General features: G+C 67.2%; 1 protein-coding gene. It reads left to right on the top strand.

The annotated features are described in order from the left end of the window. Positions 1–1,045, top strand: a 1,045-nt coding sequence (locus ACFKCF_RS61620) for an ABC transporter substrate-binding protein (RefSeq protein ID WP_394506797.1), incomplete at its 5' end; no start/stop codon positions are given. Positions 1,046–1,145 lie beyond the last annotated feature (100 nt).

The raw sequence follows: 1,145 nt of genomic DNA, 5'->3' as shown, positions 1-1,145 counted from the left end.
GGCGGACTTCGACGCCCAGCTGGCCATGCGCACCCAGACCCCGGAGGGTCCCTCCGACAAGCCGTGGGAGCAGGCCATTGCCCCGAAGATGACGGACACGGCCAAGTACAAGAAGGACGGGCCATACCACCTGTGCTTCTCCAACGCGGCGGTCAACAACCCCTGGCGGCAGGTCGGCTGGAAGACGATGCAGGCTGAGGCCGGCCTGCACAAGGAGATCACCAAGTTCACCGCGCTGGATGCCGAGGGCAAGGACGACAAGCAGATCTCCGACATCGCCGAGCTGCAGGCCAAGGGCTGCGACGCGCTGATCGTCTCGCCGAACACCACGGCCACGCTCACCCCGGCCGTGACGGCCGCCTGCGGGAAGGTGCCCGTCATCGTGTTCGACCGGGGTGTGGAGACGGACTGCCCGGTGACGTTCATCAAGCCGATCGGCGGCTACGCCTTCGGCGCCGACGCCGCCGAGTTCCTGGTCGAGAAGGTGCCGGCCGGCGGGAAGGTGCTGGCGCTGCGCATCCTGCCCGGCGTGGACGTGCTGGAGACCCGCTGGTCGGCGGCCAAGGTGGTGTTCGACAAGAGCAAGGTCCAGGTCGTGGGGGTGGAGTTCACCGACGGCGACGCCGCCAAGACCAAGAGCATCGTCAGCGACTACATCCAGCGGCACGGCAAGATCGACGGCGTCTGGATGGACGCGGGCGCCACGGCGGTGGCGGCGATCGAGGCGTTCGAGGACGCGGGCCTGCCGGTGCCGCCGATCAACGGCGAGGACCAGCAGGACTTCCTGCAGAAGTGGAAGGACGCCAACCTCACCGCCATCGCCCCCACGTATCCGACCTACCAGTGGCGCACCCCGATCATCGCCGCGCTGAAGATCCTCAAGGGCGAGGAAGTGCCCAAGATGTGGAACCTGCCGCAGCCGAAGGTCACCAGCGAGAACCTGTCGACCTACCTCAAGCCCAACATGCCGCCGCTGCACTACGCGCTGTGCGGGTGCGAATCCCTGCCCGGATTCCCGGAGACCTGGGGCGGGAAGAAGAGCTGATCGGCTCCTTCCAGGACCGACGACGAAGAGGGACGCCATGTTCTCCATCGGAGTGAACACCTGGGTCTGGGTCTCCCCGCTGACCGACGACGACCTGGCG

The organism is Nonomuraea sp. JJY05, from assembly GCF_043496855.1.
GTDB lineage: Bacteria > Actinomycetota > Actinomycetes > Streptosporangiales > Streptosporangiaceae > Nonomuraea.
The sequence above is the reverse complement of the archived record's forward strand: the minus strand, read 5'-3'. Positions and strand labels throughout refer to the sequence as shown.